General features: G+C 38.3%; 19 protein-coding genes. 8 read left to right on the top strand and 11 right to left on the bottom strand.

Annotation, left to right across the window (positions count from 1 at the left end):
• Window positions 1–76: 76 nt before the first annotated feature.
• The gene (locus NXG62_RS04760; protein ID WP_427113818.1) at window positions 77–2,257 is read left to right on the top strand and encodes a Tex family protein; all 2,181 of its coding nucleotides are present in this window, start codon (window positions 77–79) and stop codon (window positions 2,255–2,257) included.
• A gap of 47 nt (window positions 2,258–2,304) precedes the next feature.
• Here the strand turns inward: NXG62_RS04760 and NXG62_RS04765 are convergent, their stop codons facing one another.
• Window positions 2,305–2,850 (bottom strand): hypothetical protein, encoded by a 546-nt coding sequence (locus NXG62_RS04765; RefSeq protein ID WP_427113819.1) that lies wholly within the window; start codon window positions 2,848–2,850, stop codon window positions 2,305–2,307.
• Window positions 2,851–3,081: 231 nt separating this feature from the next.
• Between NXG62_RS04765 and trhA the strand changes: the two genes are divergently transcribed.
• The 6 genes from trhA (at window position 3,082) to NXG62_RS04795 (ending at window position 9,562) form a co-directional block, all read left to right on the top strand.
• On the top strand, window positions 3,082–3,741 hold the full coding sequence (trhA, locus tag NXG62_RS04770; protein ID WP_427113820.1) for a PAQR family membrane homeostasis protein TrhA: 660 nt from the start codon (window positions 3,082–3,084) through the stop codon (window positions 3,739–3,741).
• 154 nt (window positions 3,742–3,895) lie between these two features.
• The gene (locus NXG62_RS04775) at window positions 3,896–4,165 is read left to right on the top strand and encodes a hypothetical protein (RefSeq protein WP_427113821.1); all 270 of its coding nucleotides are present in this window, start codon (window positions 3,896–3,898) and stop codon (window positions 4,163–4,165) included.
• 94 nt (window positions 4,166–4,259) lie between these two features.
• Window positions 4,260–4,772, top strand: a complete 513-nt coding sequence (locus NXG62_RS04780) for a folate family ECF transporter S component (RefSeq protein WP_427113822.1) — start codon at window positions 4,260–4,262, stop codon at window positions 4,770–4,772.
• A gap of 392 nt (window positions 4,773–5,164) precedes the next feature.
• Window positions 5,165–6,100, top strand: a complete 936-nt coding sequence (locus tag NXG62_RS04785) for a DDE-type integrase/transposase/recombinase (RefSeq protein WP_427089594.1) — start codon at window positions 5,165–5,167, stop codon at window positions 6,098–6,100.
• Window positions 6,101–6,715: 615 nt separating this feature from the next.
• Window positions 6,716–8,176 carry an amino acid permease gene (locus NXG62_RS04790; protein ID WP_427113823.1) on the top strand — a complete coding sequence of 487 codons (1,461 nt, stop codon included), beginning with the start codon at window positions 6,716–6,718 and terminating at the stop codon, window positions 8,174–8,176.
• 477 nt (window positions 8,177–8,653) lie between these two features.
• Window positions 8,654–9,562: a DMT family transporter gene (locus tag NXG62_RS04795; RefSeq protein ID WP_427113824.1), complete on the top strand. Its 909-nt coding sequence runs from the start codon at window positions 8,654–8,656 to the stop codon at window positions 9,560–9,562.
• 122 nt (window positions 9,563–9,684) lie between these two features.
• Here NXG62_RS04795 and arsA read toward each other — a convergent pair whose 3' ends face one another.
• The 4 genes from arsA to NXG62_RS04815 form a co-directional block, all read right to left on the bottom strand.
• Complete coding sequence (arsA, locus tag NXG62_RS04800; protein ID WP_427113825.1) at window positions 9,685–11,436, bottom strand: arsenical pump-driving ATPase; 1,752 nt, start codon at window positions 11,434–11,436, stop codon at window positions 9,685–9,687.
• Window positions 11,437–11,450: 14 nt separating this feature from the next.
• Window positions 11,451–11,834 carry an arsenite efflux transporter metallochaperone ArsD gene (gene arsD, locus NXG62_RS04805; protein WP_427113826.1) on the bottom strand — a complete coding sequence of 128 codons (384 nt, stop codon included), beginning with the start codon at window positions 11,832–11,834 and terminating at the stop codon, window positions 11,451–11,453.
• A 621-nt stretch (window positions 11,835–12,455) separates the two neighbouring features.
• Entirely contained in the window at window positions 12,456–13,355 is a 900-nt protein-coding gene (locus NXG62_RS04810; RefSeq protein WP_427113827.1) for a GGDEF domain-containing protein, read from the bottom strand.
• A 124-nt stretch (window positions 13,356–13,479) separates the two neighbouring features.
• Window positions 13,480–13,734, bottom strand: a complete 255-nt coding sequence (locus NXG62_RS04815; protein ID WP_427113828.1) for a hypothetical protein — start codon at window positions 13,732–13,734, stop codon at window positions 13,480–13,482.
• A gap of 552 nt (window positions 13,735–14,286) precedes the next feature.
• Between NXG62_RS04815 and NXG62_RS04820 the strand changes: the two genes are divergently transcribed.
• Window positions 14,287–14,514 carry a hypothetical protein gene (locus tag NXG62_RS04820; protein ID WP_427113829.1) on the top strand — a complete coding sequence of 76 codons (228 nt, stop codon included), beginning with the start codon at window positions 14,287–14,289 and terminating at the stop codon, window positions 14,512–14,514.
• 271 nt (window positions 14,515–14,785) lie between these two features.
• Here NXG62_RS04820 and alr read toward each other — a convergent pair whose 3' ends face one another.
• The 6 genes from alr to NXG62_RS04850 form a co-directional block, all read right to left on the bottom strand.
• Window positions 14,786–15,985: an alanine racemase gene (gene alr, locus NXG62_RS04825; protein WP_427113830.1), complete on the bottom strand. Its 1,200-nt coding sequence runs from the start codon at window positions 15,983–15,985 to the stop codon at window positions 14,786–14,788.
• 199 nt (window positions 15,986–16,184) lie between these two features.
• The gene (locus NXG62_RS04830; RefSeq protein WP_427113831.1) at window positions 16,185–16,721 is read right to left on the bottom strand and encodes a helix-turn-helix domain-containing protein; all 537 of its coding nucleotides are present in this window, start codon (window positions 16,719–16,721) and stop codon (window positions 16,185–16,187) included.
• 303 nt (window positions 16,722–17,024) lie between these two features.
• A complete protein-coding gene (locus NXG62_RS04835; RefSeq protein ID WP_427113832.1) occupies window positions 17,025–18,470 on the bottom strand; it encodes a serine hydrolase in 1,446 nt (481 codons plus the stop codon).
• Window positions 18,471–18,510: 40 nt separating this feature from the next.
• Window positions 18,511–19,488 (bottom strand): ABC transporter ATP-binding protein, encoded by a 978-nt coding sequence (locus tag NXG62_RS04840; RefSeq protein ID WP_427113833.1) that lies wholly within the window; start codon window positions 19,486–19,488, stop codon window positions 18,511–18,513.
• A gap of 36 nt (window positions 19,489–19,524) precedes the next feature.
• The gene (locus NXG62_RS04845; RefSeq protein ID WP_427113834.1) at window positions 19,525–20,529 is read right to left on the bottom strand and encodes an ABC transporter ATP-binding protein; all 1,005 of its coding nucleotides are present in this window, start codon (window positions 20,527–20,529) and stop codon (window positions 19,525–19,527) included.
• 14 nt (window positions 20,530–20,543) lie between these two features.
• Window positions 20,544–21,431, bottom strand: a complete 888-nt coding sequence (locus NXG62_RS04850; protein ID WP_427113835.1) for an ABC transporter permease — start codon at window positions 21,429–21,431, stop codon at window positions 20,544–20,546.
• Window positions 21,432–21,435: the final 4 nt, after the last annotated feature.

Consider the following 21,435-nt stretch of genomic DNA (forward strand, 5'->3'; position numbering starts at 1 on the left):
AAGAAAATAGCAAATGTTTTTTTTAATTTGACGTACACATTTTTTTTTCGCATAATAGAGAAGAGAGGAGATATATATGCAACCAGAAAAAATCATCCGAAAAATTGCCGTAACCCTTCATATTACCCCCAAACAAGTCGCTGCAACTCTTACTCTTTTCGATCAAGGAAACACGATTCCGTTTGTCGCCCGTTACCGGAAAGAAGCAACCGGCGAACTGGACGAAGTACAATTACGGCAAATAAAAGAAAACTTTGAATATGACATGGCACTGACTCAACGAAAGGAAACAGTACGTCAATCCATCGCTTCACAGGGACAGCTGACAGAGGAACTGGCAGAAAAGCTGGAAAACGCACAACGTCTGCAAGATATAGAAGATATATACCTTCCGTATAAGCCGAAAAAACGCACGAAGGCCTCCATAGCCCGTGATGCCGGACTGGAACCCCTGGCCGCACTGCTAATGGAACAAAAACCGGCAGGACCTCCGGCCGAATCACTGGCTGTTCCATTTCTCAGCGAAGAAATACCGACCGTTGAAGACGCCCTTCAAGGTGCCGGCTATATTATTGCCGAACATCTATCCGAATCGACGGAGTTCCGGCGCTACCTCCGCTCCGCTCTTTGGAAATCAGCAAAGCTGGAATGTACGCTGCTGGTCGAAGAACAAGATGCACAAGCAATGCTTACCTATAAGGACTTCAGCGAAAGTATCCGTCATCTCCCCAGCCACCGCATTCTAGCTATCAACCGCGGCGAAGCGCAGAAAGTATTAAAAGTCACACTGACGGCTGCTGATGATACCTATATTCAGCATTTGAGCAGTCTGCTAGTCCAGCAGCACTCCCCCTATGCAGCACTTCTGGAAGCTGCCGCCGCAGACAGTTACAAGCGCACTATTTTTCCACAGATGGAACGGGAAATACGCAATGAATTAACGGAACGTGCAGAAAAACAAGCCATCACCGTTTTTGCCGAAAATCTGCGCCAGCTGCTTCTGCAGCCTCCGTTTACAGGCCAAACCATCTTGGGCATGGATCCGGGATACCGTACCGGCTGCAAATGTGCCGTCATTGATTCCTGCGGTCATGTAGCGGATTATGGTACTTACTATTTGACCAGCTCGCAAAAACAGCGGGAAGAAAGTGCCGCGGCCCTCAGCGCCTTGATACAGCAGCATCACGTTACGCTCATTTCCATTGGCAACGGCACGGCATCCTATGAAACAGAACAATTTATTTCCTCGCTGATACGAGACAACGGTTTATCCTGCCGCTATTGCATTGCCAATGAAGCCGGCGCCTCCGTATATTCTGCCTCCGATCTGGCCCGTGAAGAATTACCGGAACTTGATGTTTCCATACGCGGTGCCGTATCGATTGCCCGGCGCATCCAAGACCCGCTGGCAGAATTAGTAAAAATAGATCCCAAATCAATCGGCGTCGGCCAGTACCAACACGACGTCAATCAAAAACGACTGTCGGCAACCTTGGATGACGTCGTCGAATCTGTCGTAAACTATGTAGGCGTCGATTTAAACACAGCCTCTCCCGCTCTGCTGCGGCACATTTCCGGACTTACGGCAAGCACGGCAGGAAATATCGTTGCCTACCGAAATGAAAATGGTCCGTTTCACGATCGCCGGGAACTGCTTAACGTCAATCGCCTGGGCCCTGCCGCCTTTACCCAGTGTGCCGGGTTCCTTCGTATCAAAAACAGCAGCAATCCCCTGGATAATACCTCCGTTCACCCCGAATCCTATCCGCTGGCTGAAGAAATTATCAAGATATATGATTTTACTATGCAGGATTTAGAAAATGAAGAAAAGCTTCGGCTCCTGCAAAGCAAATTACAAATGAATGCTGCCCCAAAATTAGCGGCTAAATTACAAGCCGGCATTCCTACGATCCGGGATATATTAGAAGAATTGCGCAAGCCCGGCCGTGATATACGCGACGGTTTCCCACAACCTTTGACACGCAAACATGTCGTTTCCTTGGACGAGCTGCCAGTCGGTACCATCGTACGCGGTACCGTGCATAATGTAGTCGATTTTGGAGCTTTCGTCGATATCGGACTCAAAACACCCGGTTTGATCCATCGTTCCGAATTGAGTTCCCATTCCTTTAAGCATCCGCTGGATATCATCCACGTGGGAGATATCATCGACGCCGTCATTATTTCAGTTGATGCCGGGCGCAGCCGTATCGGTCTTTCGATTAAACAATTAGGAATGAACAAACCACAAAAATAAAAGATATTAAAAAATGCTGCTCCTATGGAACAGCATTTTTAATATCTCTATTTACTTAAATTCGGTGTGCAGTCCACCGTAACGTTGGTATATGCGGTTCCTTCCATATGCTGCATAATGGTATAATTCCCTTTTGTTTCCGGAATAGCCGCCGCCAATAGATCGCTATGCCATTTTTGCACGACCATTTTGGAATCCCCCGTTTTTTTACTGCTTTCAGAAAGCTTCTTGCCATCTTTAGGAACCATTGTTTCGGGCAAGGGATTCTTGCCATCTTTAGAAGCAAACGTTATCGTAATAGCCTTATCCCCATCAAAAATGGTTTTATAGGCCCCATTATTAAACAATCTGATCGTATCCCCTTGTGCTGTCGGACTGCCCCATTCCGCAGTCCACGCCGTACGTGTATCTCCTAAACCGGGAAGTTCGCAAACTACAGCTTGCCGCGCAGCAGTTTTAGATGATTGCGTATTCTTTGTATCCTGCTGCCCCTGCTGCGTCGAATTCTTCTGCGTCGCCGTAGAACCCATATCACATCCGGCTATTAAAAACATAGTCAAGACAGCCATTAGTATTGCTACTGTTCTTTTCATGAAATTGCCTCCTTAGTTTAACCTTGTCGATCCTAGTTTTATTATACTGAATTTCGCAGGGAATGAAAAGCAATAATCCTGTAAATCAATTTTATTTCCCTGTCATTGTAAAATCATCGGCTCAAACATGACGATTTAGACAATAAGGTATATAATAAAGTCCGGAAGAAAAAAAGCTTCTGCTGTATCTTCTAGGATATGGAAAGCAGAAAGAGAAAGGAAGTAACTATCATGACTCTTCAATCAAAAAAATGGATAGAAGAAATTGCAAACGCAGTAACCCATGGCATCGGTACCGTGTTGTCCATCCTGGCTCTCGTTATTATGCTGTATATGACATTGGTTCATCATGAAGGAACCTGGCATGTACTTTCTGTTACCGTATATGGTGCTTCTTTAATCCTCTTATATTTAATGAGTACCTTGTACCACAGCTTTTTTAAACTGCCAAAGGTTTCCTATATTTTCAAAATACTGGATCATTCTGCAATTTATATACTAATTGCCGGTTCCTATACACCCTTTTTATGGATCACGCTCCGCCATTCCTCCGGCTTGGCCATCTCGGCCGTGATTTGGCTGCTTGCTGCACTGGGTATCGTATGGCAGTGCTTTAATGTACATAGATTTCATATTGTATCTACTCTTTGCTATATCGCAATGGGATGGATATCCGTCCTATTGCTGCCGCAGCTGATAGAATATCTGTCATGGAACGCTATCATGTGGCTCATCGCCGGAGGTATTTGTTATACCGTAGGTGCGATTTTCTATCTTTGGAAAAAGCTGCCGTTCCAGCATGCCATTTGGCATATGTTTGTCTTAGCCGGCAGCGCCACTCATTTCTACTGTATTTTCTTTTTTGTTCTTCCTTTATCGGAAGTCTTCTGACAGCAGCTAAAAAACAAATATGCAGTCTCCCGCAGCAGCTTTATATCGCAAAATATAAAGCTGCTGCGGTCATCTGTCCTATCTTCTTTTTAAACTGTCCTGTCTTTTCCCATTTTATTTTTATGTTATAATCAACTCAAAGGAGATGATTACCGTGAGTGAAAAAATGATTGGAATGACAAAAAAAGAAGTGTTTGAAACCATGCGGCACCTGGATAACAGAAAATATCATACGCTGTTCAATGCATTATATTTTGATACGATCCGCCATTTACACTCCCAAACAACGAAAGATGTATTAGCATCACTTGAAATATTTTCCGCTGTATACACGGAAAATATCTTATATCCTTTTGTTTCCGATTTAATAGAAACCAACAATAAAAAAATAACAGAAGACATAAAACAGCTATTCGCTAAATAAACGGCAGTCTCCTGTAAAAATATAAAAATCCCCCGCGCCCCAAAATGCAATATAGGAAACGCATTGCAAAATAAGAAAGGATGACCGCTTTCGTATGTCAAATGATTCAGCCCGTACCATTGTATATGCAGGAATATGTATTGCCCTAACCGTTATTTTTTCCTATGTATTTGCCATACGAACAACCTTTGTTCATATTACATTTGGCTTTCTCCCTATCTCGTTATACGCCATGCGGTTCGGACCGAGACAAGCCGGAATCGTAGCTGCCACGGCAGATGTTATCGGAACCGGCGTATTAGGTCTCAGTATATTTTTCCCTGGTTTTATCCTATCCGGATTTTTGACAGGCTGGATATTCGGATATTTCTTATATCAAAAAAAAATTACGATCCGTCAAGTCGTTCTCCCGTTTCTGCTTATTACCCTCTGCATTCATTTAGGACTAAACACGCTATGGCTTACGTTCTTTTACGGCAAGGCTGTTTCAGCTATCTTTTTAAACCGGCTGATCAAGAACATCCTCTGCTTCCCTATGGAAATTTCGCTGTTTTTTATGGCATACAAGTCCATATATAATTTACTGCCAACCTGGCAAAAAAATTGAATATGGCTAAAAAAAATCTTATAATACTTGATGATGTGCAGTTGCAGTTTATTGTATCAAAATAACAAATAAAAGGAATCTTTTTTGGGCAAATACGTAATTCGTTTCCTATAAATTCCTAATGTATACCGATAGAATCCCCAGAATAAACAAAAACGTCTTGTATATCCCACGATGTACAAAATGTTTTTGTCTATTCAATTATCTTAATATTCTTACAATTTTTACTGCAGATAGTTATAACGTATTTAGAAAAGAAAGGAGGTAATATCGAAACTGCTGCCGGCTGTAGGTTTACCATAGATATGTTACAAAAACAGAAAAGAGAGAGCACCATTTTGTGTTATGCTTAAGTTGTCTATACCAAACCACAACAGAAAGGGTGCTCTCTCATGAACAGCATAACACAAGATGTAAAGTATCGTCTATCTATTCTTTCTTACGCCAGAAAATATGGTGTGACTATTGCTGCTATAAAATATCGTACGAATCGCCAGTTTATCTATCGCTTGCAATGGCGCTATGATGGGACCCCGGCATCGTTACAGCCCCGATCCAGACGCCCTCACCATCATCCCAATCAGCACACGTCTCAAGAGATAACGTTTATTCAGAATATGCGACGACGAAATCCGCATGCCGGGCTGGTCGTGTTTTGGATCAAGCTAAGAAAACGGGGATATACACGATCCATCACTGGCCTATATCGCTGTTTAAAGCGTATCGGACTCACACGGGAATCCGTACCGAACCCAAAGTACATCCCCAAGCCCTATCAACAAGCACTGTTCCCTGGAGAAAAAGTGCAGGTAGATGTCAAAGTAGTTCCTTCTGCTTGCATCGTGGGGCAGGCACATGCGCTGGGTGAAAGAATGTACCAATACACGGCTATCGATGAATGTACGCGCGTTCGGTATTTGGAAGCATTCCAAGAACAGAGCACCTATTCTTCCACGATATTTCTCCAACACTTGGTACGAAGATTCTCGTTTCCCATTTGTAAAATCCAAACCGACAATGGCTTTGAATTCACCAACCGATTTGGTCGAAGTAAGACAGCGGAACTCACGCTGTTTGAACGACAATTGGCAGCCTATCACATTATCCATCAAAAAATACGGCCGTATACGCCGCGGCATAACGGAAAGGTAGAGCGCTCTCATCGAAAAGACAACGAGTACTTCTATGCGGAGCATCGTTTTTATTCTTTTGCAGATTTCAAAAAACAGTTAGCAGTACGTAGTAGAGAATACAATAATTTTCCTATGCGTCCTCTGGCTTGGAAATCTCCTAACGAAGTCCTTCGTTCTTTTCTTGCTACTGTGTAACATATGTTTGACAAACCTACAAGGTAATATCGAAACTGCTGCCGGCACCCTTGTTTCCATAAGAAAAATAATGTATCATATGCTAACCGGTCTGGCAGAAAAATATTACAGACCGATTTTTTTCTGCCAGACAAACATTTACTATATACCCTGCCGCATTTTTTATGAACAACATAGTATCAACATCTAGCACGTATTCTGTCTTTCAATTTATATAAAAATGTTATAAGAAAATGAAATTCATGTTTTTTTTGCAACAATCCACAAAACAACTTAAATTTAATATAAAATAACAAGATACACTTTACAAAATAATTAATTTATATTAATATACTTATGTTACTATAATTTTGTGCAAATAATCAACATGCATTTTATCGGAAAGAAGAAGCACTGTTATGATCAGTGCTACGGAGTATTACATATTACTTGCTAGATAGTCATATATAAGAAAATTTATTTTTTCGAAGGACCATCAACGTGTATATTGCTGCTTACTAACTTCTTTTCAGATATCTGAAAAGAAGTTTTTTTATATATTATACATTTGCTGCCATATTCTTTATATTGCTTTTTATTTTAATTTTCTGACAGCAATCACATGGGAGGGGTATTATGACTAGAAAAATTTTCAGGACGAAAAGTATCAATGAATTTATTTCAGAGACGCAAAAAGAAGGTGGCATGAATAAAGTATTGGGGACCTTCGAGCTTACCATGTTGGGTATCGGCTGTATTATCGGCACGGGGATATTTGTCCTTACCGGAGTGGCAGCAGCAGATTATGCGGGACCTGCTTTGATTATTTCTTTTATTATTGCTGCTATCGCCTGTGGCTGTGCCGCGTTATGCTATTCGGAATTTGCCGCCATGGTTCCTGTCGCCGGCAGTGCATATACCTATGGGTATATTGCTCTCGGTGAATTTTGGGCTTGGGTCATCGGCTGGGATCTGATTTTGGAATATGCATTTGCTATCGGTGCCGTTGCTATCGGCTGGTCCGGTTATTTTGCCAATATCATGTCGAATATCGGTATAAATCTGCCCGCTATTTTGACAAATGCTCCTTATGCCGGCGGTATCGTCAATCTTCCGGCTATGCTGATCATTGCTCTGGTAACATGGATCAATATCATGGGTGTCCGTCAGAGTTCCTCTGTTAATAACGTCATTGTTGCCATTAAACTGGCCGTTGTTTTATTATTTATCGTACTGGGATTCAGTAATGTAAATCCTGACAACTGGCATCCGTTTATGCCTTACGGTTGGAACGGGGTACTGTCCGGAGCTTCTGTTATATTTTTTGCTTATATTGGTTTTGATGCTGTCTCTACGGCTGCAGAAGAAGTGAAAGATCCACAAAAGGATTTGCCGCGCGGCATCATCTTATCATTAATTATTTGTACCGTTTTATATATTATCGTATCTGCTATTTTAACGGGTATGGTTCCGTATCTTGAATTTAAGGGCCAAGCAGCTCCGGTTGCGTTTGCATTACAGCAAGTAGGCTATCATTGGGGGGCTGCCATAATTTCTGTCGGTGCAATCTGTGGTTTGACCTCCGTGCTGCTGGTCATGCTATTTGGACAAAGCAGAATTTTGTTTGTTATGTCTCGTGATGGACTTCTTCCGGGTATTTTTGGCCATATTAATCAAAAATATAAAACCCCGGCCAGAAGCTCTTTGATTATTGGTATTATTACTGCTATCGTTGCCGGCTTCCTGCCCATCGGCATCGTCGCTGAACTTACAAACATCGGCACACTCTGTGCATTTATGATCGTAGCCGCTGCCGTTATTGTATTGCGCAAAAAAGCGCCGGATCGTCCCAGAGCCTTCAAGTGTCCCTGGGTTCCCGTTGTACCGGCACTAGCTATTATTTTCTGCGGCATATTGATTTGGATGCTGCCGGTCGTTACGCAAATTCGTTTTATTGTTTGGCTGATACTAGGATTAATTATCTATTTTGGTTATAGCTATGATCATAGCATTATCTCCGGAGGACTCTTCAGCGGTTCTATGAAACCCTCGGATCAACACACTACTGCCGCTGATTCTCCTACTGCTAAGAAATAAGTAAGCTTATCCTGCGAGCATCTTATATGCAGCAGGCAGCAGTTTATGGAAGTTTATCTGCTTGCATATCCCGAACCGCACACATGGTCTTGAAACGATTTAGTTTCAGCCATGTGTGCGGTTTATTTTTTTTTTACAAATTTTGTTTTTTTACAAAAAGATGGACATACGGGTATACTTCCGATACAATCAAAGAAACCGTATCTAAGGGAAAGACTATATCACACTCCCTTAGAATCGACTGCAATCTCATATTTTTACTTTATTCCTCGAAATTAAGACAGGAGAATCAAAATTGTGAACAGCGAAATATCGTGCTGCACCCCACCCATCATTCCCGGTGTAGAGGATAGATCGTGTTAGGTGTCCATCGGCACAAACTGCAGGTACATAACGCAATTCGCAGCCTGCTCCGCAAGATGAATATCATGCAAAAAAAACAATTTTCTGCACACTGCATTCAAAAAGGAATCTCTCATGAAAGATACTACTAAAGGATATTATGCAATAACGTTGCAATCAAGTATTATCGGACTCTCTTATATGTTTGTAAAAATCGCACTCCAAAGTACCCATCCTATTGATCTATTAGCTCATCGATTTACAATCGCTGCGATGGCTATTCTTATATTCCGGATATGCAAAACCAATACTATTTCCATCAAATGGCGCGATGTATTAAACATACTCCCCTTAAGCATTATGTATCCCTTCTTGTTTTTCTTATTTCAAACACTGGGACTGGACATCGTATCTTCTACAGCAGCCGGAATCATCTATGCGATTACGCCTATTCTTACACTGATTATTGCCAACATCATATTAGGGGAATCCATTAGCCCGAAGCAAAAAGCATTGATGTCCCTCTCCATATGCGGTGTCATTTTTATTAACATGATGAGCGGACAGGACACAGGAAATAGTATGTATATAGGATTTTTATATATCTTTTTATCCGCGGTTTCCGCTGCATTATGTACCGTATTTACAAGAAAATTATCTAAACATTATTCTACCTTTATCCTTACATATATAATGACACTACTGGGTTGTATAAGTTTCAATATACTCTCAATCATTCGCCATCTCCTGGAAGGAACAATTTCAGCTTATTTTGACCCCTTTACCAATCTATCATTTGTTTTTCCCATTTTATACCTAGGCATTGCATCATCCCTGTTAACATCTTTGCTTTCGACCTATTCGCTAGGAAAATTAGAGGCCTCTACGGTTGGACAATTCAACAACCTTTCTACTGTAATTTCTATTTTAGCCGGAGTCCTGTATCTGAAAGAACTTCTTTACGGATATCAGTATATCGGCATTACAGCTATACTGATCGGTACAATTGGTTTCAGTTATTTAAACCAGCAAAAGAAAATGTAACGGTACCCATTTTCTAGTACAACCTATACCCTAATATATTTTTGCGAAGCTTCTCTCGTAATGTATTATGGATTATTAAATCGCAACTCAATTGATATGAATTGAGTTGCGATTCAACAAAATTACAGCAATTCCAACAATTTTTCACCTTTTACTTCAAACGGTTTCCATGGAATGACCGCATACTGACCGTCGGATATGGTATCCACTTCATGGATCCATTGCAATTCAGTTGCGGCTTTTGCCTTCAAAAAATCACTTTTTGTATTCACCGTCGAGTAACTGGCATTGATTACCCACCATCTGACGGCAAGCCCTGCCCGCTTTAGATCATCCAATAACCGCTTTGCTTCATAAAACGGAGTCGTTTCTGCAAGTGTTACAATAATAACTTCTGTTTCATTAGGATCTTTTAATCTGGGAAGTAATTCTTTTTCTGCATCCGATACATCCCCACCGGAATTTTCTATCTGCTGATTGTAATTTTGGGTAGATTCCAGTAAAAGGATCGTGTGTCCTGTCGGTGCTGTATCCAGTACAACGATTTCGTCCCGACTCTTCGCAACAATATCGGCAAAGGCACGAAATACGGCAATTTCCTGGGTACACGGCGATCGAAGATCTTCCTTGACATATTCAAGATCATCCTCCGGCATAGTCTGGCGTGCTTTCGCAAGCACTTCTTCCTGATATTTTTTCAATTCACCCTTTTCATCGATATGACTGACAGATATATCTTCTTTCGGTCCCATGACAAGGTTCAAATGATCAGCCGGATCCGTGGTAGCAAGACGCACCTTTTTCCCTTTACGATGCAGTCCAAGAGCGATAGCCGCGGCGATTGTCGTCTTTCCGACTCCGCCTTTCCCCATTGTAAAGATTACTTTTTTATTTGACGCTTCAATTTCATCTACGACATCCGAAAGCGTGTACGCATTCGGATGCTGCACTGTAGACACGACAGGGGTATGTCCGGAATACGAAAGCAACTGTCTGACATGATCCACCCCAGTAATATTATACGCGCGCAGCGGTACCCTCGTGACAGATTGTCTTACTAAACTCCGGGGTATCTCCTGCAATGCCTCTTGTTGTTTTTTAAATAAAGCTGTTTCAACTGTATCATTTGCGTCATATGTTTCCAAAAGACCATTTATTACAAGTACCTGGTTACGGATCTCTAATGCTTCCAATTCATGGGAAGCCCGCTGTGCTTCCCGTATCGGTGCCGTTTCCGGCCGGGTGACAAGAATGATCGTAGTAAGACGGGTATCTGCCAACGTATGAACCGCTTTCTTATACATTTCTTTTTTATCCTCTAAACCGGACAGTTGTCCGAGGCAGGAGGCCCCATGTTTGCTTTCGCTGATAAAACCGCTCCATGCAGACGGAAGCTGGAGCATACGGAGCGTATGTCCGGTTGGTGCCGTATCAAAAATAATATGGTCGAATTCTTCTGCTTTTTCCGAATTTGTCAAAAATTCAGAAAATGCATTAAATGCTGCAATTTCCACCGTACAAGAACCAGATAGCTGTTCTTCTACATTTTTAATGGCAGAATCCGGTAATTTACCGCGATATGCGCCAATCACTGACTCCCGGTATTCCGCAGCAGCCGTCAGCGGATCCAGATTGGCAACGATCAAACGCGGGACATCCGCGATAGCAACACCTGCATCATTCAACGGGATACCGAATACATCTTGAAGATTAGAAGCAGGATCCGTACTGACAAGCAGTATCTTTTCCCCTGCATCTGCCAAGGATACCGCAGTGGCACAGGCAATAGAAGTTTTTCCCACACCGCCTTTTCCTGTAAAAAACAGATATTTCGTTGCTACTGTTTTCGCAGGATCATATAATGCTATTTCCATAACCGCATTCCTCCTTAACAGCAACAATCGTTCGAACTACAGTTACAATTGGAATTCTGTGCCGTATCCGATTTTGATTGTACTGTATCAATATCCACCTGAAGATATTCCGCAAATTCCGTATTGGTAAGATACCCACTTTCCTTGACGATCGCGCCGTCCACCATAGTTACCGGAAGTATTTCCATTCCTTTGGCATTCAATGCTGCATTGATGATCGTATTTTGTACAAATGCCTGAGGATCGGAAGACAAATTATGCCTTACAATATGGATTCCTTCTTTTTTTAAATTTTCAACAACTGCTGCCACCCGGATCAATTCGGGATTCACGGAAGGACCGCATACTCCAGTGGAACAACACATTGCGGGATCAAAAATTTCAATTTTTTTCATCATTACTCACTCCTTTAATATAAATATCACAAATACCGGCTCCTTGCTGTAACCGTATACACTGGTTTTGCATATTTTTTGATATAATTTCATCGTTCGCATAACATAATATGATTATTATGTTTGTTTCCTATCTCTTTCTCTCTGTGCTATGTTTTTTACATTCGTATACTCGATTACTCGTATACGCTATTATAGTATACCTTTTTCCATAGAAAAGCAAGAAACTATTCAAAATATATCCTAGTTAAAAATACCTGCTTGCAAGTAATTACTACGCATGCATTTCATTTTTATAAATTCCTTGTAACCTGGATTTTCCAAACGGAAAAAGATATAGTCCTTTTGTATATTTGGGAAGACGTACTCACAGGTCATATCAAACATTGAAGATAACTTGATACAAGCAATACCTCACATAATGAAAGTAGTCAAAACACGCAGTATGACAGCAAAATAGCCCCACATCATAACACTGTGAGGCTTATTACTGTTTGGCAAAATTATTATTGATAAATACCACGACTTTTTACATGTCTGATTTTTTCTTGTAACACCCAATCTCAAGCTAGACGACCTGTTTCATTGGCAAACTGCAATAATACGACCATGATATGAATTAATCTATATCCCATGCATAATTCCACATATAATTTTATCTTCACGTTTTGACTTAGCTATATATAAATTTTTGTCAGCCGTTTTTATCCATGCCGCCATATCCATATCTTTTTGTAACATGCACGCCCCTATGCTGCAAGTTGTTTTTATGATTCTATTCTCACTATTAAAAGAATACTGGTCTATATTTCTACATATTTTCGTCGCAATTATTTGTGCTTGTCCCCTCGTAACTTGATCTAAATATATTAAAAACTCATCGCCGCCATACCGAGCCACCCAACTAGTAGAATTTGGTATTTTTTCCTTTAATGCGGAGGCAAACTGCTGTAATACAGCATCGCCGCTTTGATGTCCATACGTATCATTGATTCGTTTAAAATAATTTATATCAATCATAAACAAACATGCCGGAAAATCGGATATACTTTGCTTAAATATTTCTACAGGCAGTCTTTCATTAATGAATCGCCGATTAAATACATCTGTCAATATATCTTTAAAAAGCGAATCATTCAGACGTAAAATTGCCTCTGTAAAATTTTCCTCCGTATTGCTGATAACGCTGTTCCATACACTTTTATGCGTAATATCTTGCAATAATTCAATTGCATATCGCCCTCCCTTGTATAGAAACGGAATCCCTGTTACCATACAACATTCATTATTCAATATTTCAAATTTTATGAGTGTTTTATTTTCACTTAGAGCGCGCAATGCAATGCAGTTGCTGCAAAATTTATTTTTTTCTAAAACATTATAACAAACCGTTGAAGGGGGAACTTTAGAATTATGTCCATTGTATATGACCTTGTTAAAAATCGGATCAACAATTCTAACTACATCATATATATCGGATAAAACATCAAGTACACGCTTTACATCATCCAAGCTTTTTTCCATTTTTGTCAACTCCACTAATTACTTCTGTAAATAGTACTGGATACTATTGCTGTTTACTTATAAATTAATTCTGAATATTATCTTGTCCGTTCCCAGTATCGTTCCCCTGATTATGTTCAAAATTTTACTTACTATTATTACCCGTACCAACGAAAAAACCGCTTGAAGTGGTAAAATTACCGTTATCAGCACCGGCAATAAAAGTAAAATGAGATGAAACGAAAGAATATAAACTATCAACTTGACTTTTTATAGTGGACATACTATATACCATACATCCTATTAAAACAATACGTAATAAAATAATGGCATATTCGGTGAATCCCTGCCCTTTTTCACCAAAATAGCGTTTCATTAAATACTGTATGCACGTGGACACAATTTTTTCTCCTTGCATCGATACCATTGCAACTTTCTCTTTACTATTTATTCTAACAAAAAAAATCAAAAAAAGAAACTATTATATAGAACAGGTATGTGTCAAGAAATTCACAGTAAACGGCATGCTTTCCCATTAATCGATTCGTCTGGTAAAGGCGAGGTGTTTCTTCTGTTCATACAAATTAAAGTTAAGTCCAAACGCTTATTATAATTTCATCAAAAATAAGAAGAAGCAAAAATACATTGAGAAAACAAAAATTCTGAAGGTCATTAGCAAGTTATATCACGATATGAATGGCGTGATAGGCCATCGCATAATGCGGGTGTTTTTAGCACGAAAAAATATCTATTTAAGTAAAACTACCATTCATAAATATATGAATAAGCAGTTAGGCTTAAAATCCATTGTAAGGCGGAAAAAGCCAGGCTATGTAAAAAGGAAAGCGCATAAAATATTTTCTAATCTTTTACATCAAGACTTTACCGCTGAATCAAAGAATAGCAACAACCGCTTCTCCTTCATAGTGATCAGGGGGCGCAATTTAGTTCAATGGAGTTTGTTTCTTTCTGCAAGTCGGTAAAAATTACCCAAAGCATGAGTAAAGCGGGCTGTCCCTATGATAATGCACCCATGGAAAGATATTACAACACACTGAAAAATGAAGAGATCAACTTACATTACTACCATTCGGAGAAAGAACTTGACCATGCTGTCAATGATTTTGCCTATATTTGGTATAAAACCATGTACGGCCCCACTCTTACAACAACAATATGACTCCATTTGAGGCCAGATTTAGACGTTAAAAAAGTAGACTCAAGTGTTACAAAAATGCTTGATCACTACAAAAGCACCCATATAAAATGAGTGCTTTTGGTGTAAAGGTTTACCCATTCCAACTCTTCCAAAGAATAGGTTTCAATAATTAATTTGTCTTTAATTATTATCCATTATAAATTCTTACCGTTTTTGGTACTTTTATTGTAAAATGGTTTCATGTATAAGATTTTCTTATTTTAGTTTGTACTAATTTTATTCTAGCAGTAAATTAATCAAAGAGGTACTCTATACGTTTTACAATTTTTCCCCCTCTAACATAAATACGCGGTACTCGGCGATTTATATTACATGTAATTTCATGCACAATTGTTCCTATTTTATTAGCAATTTCTTTCAAAGATATTGTTTGATTTCCTTGACTACCAAAAAGAACTACTTCATCTCCCACTCTGACATCTGGAATACTGCTAACGTCAATCATACACTGATCCATACAAATATTGCCTACTTGTGGTACCCGTTTTCCATGACATAATACATTGGCCTTATTAGACAACAAACGTGAGTACCCATCGGCATATCCTAATGGTAATGTAGCAATTATCGTCGGTTTATTTGCTGTAAAACAACGTCCGTATGATACAGTATCTCCTATTTTTATCACTTTTACATGCGTAATACAGCAATGTAACGACATGGTTGGTTGAACATTAAATTTTCTCCCTGATACTTCATCAGATGGATCATACCCATATTGGATAATACCAGGCCGTACCATATCATATCGAAAATCTGGATATTTCATTATTGCTGCACTACTACAACAGTGATGAAAATTGATGTTTACCCCTTCTTTTTTCAATATATCACAGAACCAAGAAAATCGTTTAAATTGTTCTTTTGTAAAAGCCACATTTTTCAAATCTATCATATCAGATACACAAAAATGGGTAAAAATACCTTCTAATCTAATATTGGGAAGTTTATGAATTTTCTTAATTTCTTCGATACTTTCCAGACATAGACGATACCCAATCCGCCCCATGCCGGTATCTATAGCAATATGTAAGTTAACTAAACGGTTTAACTTCACCGCTTCATCTGAAAATTTCTTAGCATCATCATAATGAAAAACGGTGGCATCAACACCATAATTAATCAGCTCCTCCGCACGTCTACCGTCTGTATGTCCTAATATAATTGTTTTGGCAGTAATACCTGCTTGACGTAGCTCTACCGCTTCATCCAAACAAGCTACCGCTAAACAGTCAGCTCCATTAGCCAAAAAAGTTTTAGCCATTTCTACTGAACCATGTCCATATGAATTTGCCTTAACAACAGCTGCAATCTTTTTTTTCGGGCCAATAAAATTACGGATATTTTGCATATTGTGTGCAGCTGCATCTAAATCGATTTGTACCCACACCGGCCTTTTCGTAAAATTCTGCGTAAGTTCATTGACATCCATATTTAGTCATCTTCCTTTTGCTGAATTAGAAACAACTATTTAAAACCAACATTTTATTTTTATATCATTAAAAATTTTAAATTCACAACTAATTACCAATTTTTAGTGCCTATAACACTATCTTAATAAAATTTCAAAAAGAATTCAAAACGGTAATACATACCCTCTATTTTTTACACATGTAGTATTTCAAACACCTTTAATAGCTTGCAGGAGTCATCGACCAAAGTGAAATGGCTGTTACATCTCCAATATTTACATAGCGATGCGGAATAGTACTATCTAAATAAATACTGTCTCCTTCGTACAAAATGTAGTCAGTAAAACCATATTTTATTTTCATAATACCTTGAATAACATAACCCCACTCTTCTCCCTCGTGAGCAATAAGTTTATCATAATCACATTCTCCCGGTTCAATTTTAACCAATAGTACCTCCATCCGGCGATTCTGCGGACTTAATTGTTCATAGGTAACATGAGAATCAGGTAGAATAATCTTCCTTCGTTCGTTTTTCTTAATAACTGCTTTTTTACCGTCAAATTCACAAAAAAAATAACTGATATGAACACCTAACGTTTTTGAAACATTCCACAATGTATCTACAGATGGTTTTGTCAAATCACGTTCCATCTGACTAATAATACCTGTACTAAGCCCGGATTCTTTAGCTAGTGTTTGGATACTCATCCCTTTTTGTTTTCTCAATTCTCTAATTTGTTGTCCTAGTGTCATAATTATATCTCCTATCTTGTTGAGATTTTTATTAGAACCACAAAAAGTTATAATTGTAATAATTCAGGAAATGTATTATTTCAGTCTGAGGATGATAAATTGCCAATATATTTTACATCAAGTAATTCTAGAAATTAGAACTACAGTAAATATAATTAACAATTATTATAAGATATTACAATCCAATAAATTCTTCTATACTGGAAAATTGTAGCCAAATAACATACTGATAATTTCATCCTGATTTCTAATTATTCTTATTTGCTTCTCCTTAATATCTAAATTTACATATTTGATACCTATTTATTTAATTCGATGGAAAAAAATATCTGACACTTTAGGCTCCATACGCAAAGTAAATCCACTAATATCCCCTGTATCTGTATTAGTTAAAAAAGTTAATGGTATTGTATATATATTAGTATCTTCTTTTATTTTTTCTACACTAAATGTATCGTAATGAAAATGCTTCATTGGACAATGCCGTACACACCGTTCATCCAACTCCAATTCATTTTTGTTCATCCGTATTGTAAATTCTCCGTATGCAGGATTAGAATAAATACCTTCATAATCTTGCAATAAATGAGATGGTTTTGTCTCTTTTACACATCTTTTAGGCATATAGTTAAACTCAAGCTGATGATATATCTCTTCTTGGTTTTTTCCCCCTCGATGAATATAAAATGAAAGCCAATCTTGTTGTGGGATTCCCAAAAAATAATCTAATAATAATCCCTGTAATGTAAAGAAGAACGGATTTGAAGGCGTGTGCAAATTATCTATAAATACAGCACCACTATCTTCTTTGGGTACATAAAATTGAAACGCACTATATCCTTCTATCTTCCCTGTATGTTGCTGTATTTCTGTGTCATGGTACATTAAAATTCTCCACCCCAATCCATATCCAATAGCGGTTCCCATTTTTAAATGTGGATAATTCATTATAATTTGTGGTGTATGCATATCCCGAAACAATGAAGAGGAAAGTAATTGTTTCCCTTGCCATTGACCATTTTGCATGTGCATCCTAACCCATGTACACATATCCTGAATTGTACTCATTACAGAACCACAAGGACCTGCCATATCAATTTTCCAAGGAGATATTACTTTTAACTTATGATCCCATAAATGCGGCATAGCCATATGTCCTGACTTATATGCGTCAGAAAGATGACAATAGGTATGTTTCATCTCTAACGGATCAAAAATTTCTTCTTTTAAAATAGTTTCCCATGTTTTTCCTGTTACCATTTCCATAATTCCGCCTAAAGCCACATACATAACATTACTATATTGAGCAAGTGTACGAAACGCTACATTGGGTTGCATATATTTCAATCGATATACAAATTCTTTTCTACTAATAGAATCATTTGGCCATGTACCATCATGCCCAGCAACACCAGTACGATGGCAAAGCATATCCCGAATAGTAACCATTTGTGAAGCTTTTTCATCATATAAAGCAAACCCAGGTATGTACGTATGAATAGGTACATCAATATCTAATATTCCCTGATCCATCAAACGCATAATAGCAAATGCCGTCATTGATTTTGTACAAGAACCAATTCCACTGACCGTCTCTAATGTAAAAGGAATATGTTTTTCTATATTTTCATATCCAAAATGAAAATAAAAACTTTTACCCTTATCTATAATTGCTATCGCACACCCTGGGATATGATAATAATCCATTACATTATGAATCGCTGCCATTAAAAAATTATATTTATTCATTATACTACCCTTCTAAATTTTTTATTATTACTTTATACGATTACTCTTCCGGATAAAAACAAGCAACACTACGATTTTTATCAAAAAGAGTAAGCTCAGGACGCATCTTTCTGCACTTTTCACAAGTTTTAGGACAACGTGGTGCAAAACGACATCCAGAAGGAAGATCAATTGGACTAGGTATTTCTCCTTTAATAGCATATTTTCGCGAGCGGTAATCAGGATTAACCAATGGAGCCGCTTTAATTAAAATATCTGTATATGGATGCGCTGGATGTTCATACAGATCCTTCGTTGTTCCTATTTCTACAATACTTCCTAAATACATAACAGCAACTTTATCCGCTATATACCTTACCATTCTCATATCATGTGATATAAAAAGCATCGTGAGACAAAGTTTTTCCTGTAATTCTAACAAAAGATTAACAATTTGTGCCTGTATAGATACATCTAATGCTGACAAAGGTTCATCAGCAATTAAAAAGGAAGGATTCATCGCTAATGCTCTCGCAATGTTAACACGTTGCCTTTGTCCGCCAGAAAGTTGCGTCGGTTTACGATCTAACGCTTCCGTCCCCATTCCAACATAATTTAAAACATGTAATGCTTTAGCTTCACGTTCTGTCCGAGAACATAGATGATGCACGCTAAAAACCTCGTAAAGCATTTGACGTACTGTCATAACGGGATTTAAAGAGGATTGTGGATCCTGAAAAATCATTTGTAATTCAGAACGAATTTTATTCTTATTGCTTTTATCTTGTAAGTTTTTACCATTAAACATCAAAGATCCTTTATCGGGTGTATATAGCAACGCCAATGTTTTCGCCAGTGTACTCTTACCACACCCCGACTCTCCCACTAAAGCAAGTGTTTCCCCCTTCTGTATTTTAAAGGATACATTATCTACAGCACATACAGTTTTAGCTTTTTTATGTTGTAGAATCTCAAATATATTTTGTTTAATAGGAAATTCTTTTACTACGTTACTAATTTCATAAATAGGCATTTCCATAATTTATCTCCTCCTCCCTAAAACTTTAACAATATTTTATATTGGATATTCTAAAATTGAAGGGAGCTCTCGAAGTTTATCAATATGAATACAACAACTATAATGATGTGGAAACGGTTGCTGACATATTGGATGTTTTTCCTTACATTGCTTTGTAACATATTCACAACGAGGGGAAAATGGACATCCTACAATAGGATCAGATAAATTGGGAGGAACTCCCATAATTGGCAATAATTTTTCTCTTTGATCTTGATATAAAGGAAGCGACTTCATTAACCCATATGTATATGGATGACTTGGATGATAAAATAAATCATGTGCAGACGCTTGTTCCACAATTCTTCCAGCATACATAACCGCAATAGAATCACACATGGCTGATGCTACCCCCAAATCATGTGTCACTAAAATCAAACTCATATCTAGTTCATGAATCAGTTGCAACAACAATTTAATGATTTGATCTTGAATTGTCACATCTAAAGCAGTAGTAGGTTCATCCGCTAACAACAATTTGGGATTAGGTGCTAAAGCAATAGCAATCATAGCACGTTGACGCATTCCCCCAGATAATTGATGAGGATAAAAAGCAAGTCTCATTTCTGGCGAAGAAATTTCTACACGTTTCAATAATTCAATAGAACGCATTTTTATTTCTTTTTTATTTAAGTGCAAGCCTATCATTGCTTCTGCCATTTGTTCTCCAATTGTTGTAACTGGATTTAAGGCATTCATTGGTTCTTGAAAAATCATAGAAATCTGATTCCCTCGTATGGAAGTCAATTCTTTTTCCGACATTTGCAATATATTTTTCCCTTTATATAAAATTTGTCCTCTGACATTATAACCACCCTCTTGCACTAAACCAATGATGGAGCGGCATGTTGAACTTTTCCCACATCCAGATTCACCAACTAATCCTAGTACTTCACCACGGTGTACATCAAAAGAAACTCCATTAACGGCCTGTACGATTTTCCCATTATTAGAAAACCACGTATGAAGATCTTTTACCTCCAATAATTTTTCTTGATTCATACCTAACTCACCACCTAACTATCCTGTCGCATTAAAGAAGCTAACCCTGCGCCCAATAAAGATAACCCACTACCAGTAATAGCTAATGCTATTCCAGGAAACGTAGAAATCCACCATGCATTCGTCATAAAAGACCTTCCATCAGAAATAATAGCTCCCCATTCCGGTGTGGGCGGTTGTACCCCTAATCCTAAAAAGCTCATAGATGCTGCTAACAGCATACACATCATAATATCAGATACCCCATACACAATTGCACTAGAAAGTACGTTAGGCATAATATGACGAAACATAACACGTAAAGATGAGTATCCAAGTACACGTGCTGCCAACACATAATCTTGATTTTTTTCTACCAGTACTTCACTACGTACTAATCTGGCATACTCTCTCCAGCCTACCATCCAAATAGCAATAAATAAATTTGCCACACCGGCCCCTAAAATCGTAACAATTCCAATAATTAATACAATAAAAGGAAAAGCCGTCATAATATCTAAAATACGCATAAGTATATCATCAATCCAACCACCAAAATAACCACCGATAAGACCAATTACACTTCCCAATAAAAATGGTACAACGGAGGCTACAACACCAATGAATAAATCTACACGTGCCCCATAAATTACACGCGTATAAATATCACGACCAAAATTATCAGTTCCAAAAAAATGTTGTATAGAAGGCGGTTGTAAAAGTTCTTTCATATTTTGCATAGTTGGATCTCCAGACGTAAAAAGACTTGGAAAAATAGCTACAACTACAACCATGAAAAGAACTACTATACCAATACGTAAAGACCAATTTCGTTTAGGTTGAAAAAATTTTTCTATATTTTTTTTACAATCTAAATCATCAGAAATAGAACTAATTAAATAAAGTCGTTCTTCCTTAGTCATCGCT

It is taken from the genome of Megasphaera sueciensis (genome assembly GCF_050219315.1).
Classification (GTDB): Bacteria; Bacillota; Negativicutes; order Veillonellales; family Megasphaeraceae; genus Megasphaera_A; species Megasphaera_A sueciensis.